Genomic DNA, 1093 nt, shown 5'->3' with positions numbered 1-1093 from the left:
TCAGAACTAGTTGCTCCCGTTATAGCCGCTTCTTCAGCTTTAGCAGCAAATTTGATGAGATCTTTTTCTACAAGCTTTCCCGCAAGCTTTACGCCTCCCTTGGCTGCTGAAACAGCACCGTCAGTAAGCACTGTAGACCCCACTATATAAGCCACATCTCCTAATGGTTTACCTAGCATTTCGCCAGATTCAGCACCAGCACTGAATGCTCCATCCCCCCCTTTCTCCATTGTTTCATGTATGTGATCTATATGCCCCCCAAAGGAATCCTTTATGTGATCTATGTGCCCTCTAAAGGAATCCTTAACACCTCCCCAGAATTGACCAACTCCTTCCCAGAGTTGACCAGCACCTTCCCAGACATCATCAAATATATGCCCACTCGTGGCCCAAGCTTTTGCTGTTCCAACGCCTTGAAGGGCATTTTGATAGATCTCATCAACTGAACTGTTTCCTATTGCCGATCCTAATTCTTTAACGTCATGAACTGTCGCATATATTCCGTTTCCTATTGCCGATCCTAATTCTTTAACGTCATGAGCTGTCTCAGATATTCCGTTTCCTATTGCTTTTACGGCACCAACAATCATACCCTTCGCAAGACCTATCCCAAAAATCCTATCTTGCTCTTCACTAATCTCGAACCATTTTTCGTTAACATCTCTTCGACACTGATCATCAGGGCACTCTTCTAACTCTTTCTTCATCTGAGCGCGTTGTGCACTCCCCAAAAAGTTATTTGCAGCGGCATTACCTGCGGCATCAGCGCCGGCATCAACATTGCCACCGGCAAGGGCAGCGGCAACGCCCCCTGCAGCCCGTGCGACATCAATGGTGTGGTCTCTAAAGTCAGCAAACTGCGCATCAATCTTTGCGTTTATACGCGCTTCCTCTTCCGCAGTTGGGGTGCGACCGTTTAGGTCCCCCATTTCCTCTTTCACAATGCCTTGCACCCACAATTGAAACTGGAGCATAGCAGTGGCTTCGCCCACAGCACCCCCCACAGCACCGGCTGTGCAAGCACCGCTCGCAACCGCGCCTTTTAAGCAGCCAAGTCCTGCATGGGCAACGATCTGCGTGACCGTATCTATTT

General features: G+C 48.8%; 1 pseudogene. It reads right to left on the bottom strand.

The annotated features are described in order from the left end of the window. Positions 1–1093: pseudogene (locus ACFIQE_RS10690) on the bottom strand (filamentous hemagglutinin); the annotation flags it as partial.

The sequence above is a fragment of the Bartonella sp. AA1HLJMS genome (genome assembly GCF_042197445.1).
In the GTDB taxonomy this organism is placed as follows: Bacteria; Pseudomonadota; Alphaproteobacteria; order Rhizobiales; family Rhizobiaceae; genus Bartonella.
This window is presented reverse-complemented; position numbering and strand designations above follow the sequence as displayed.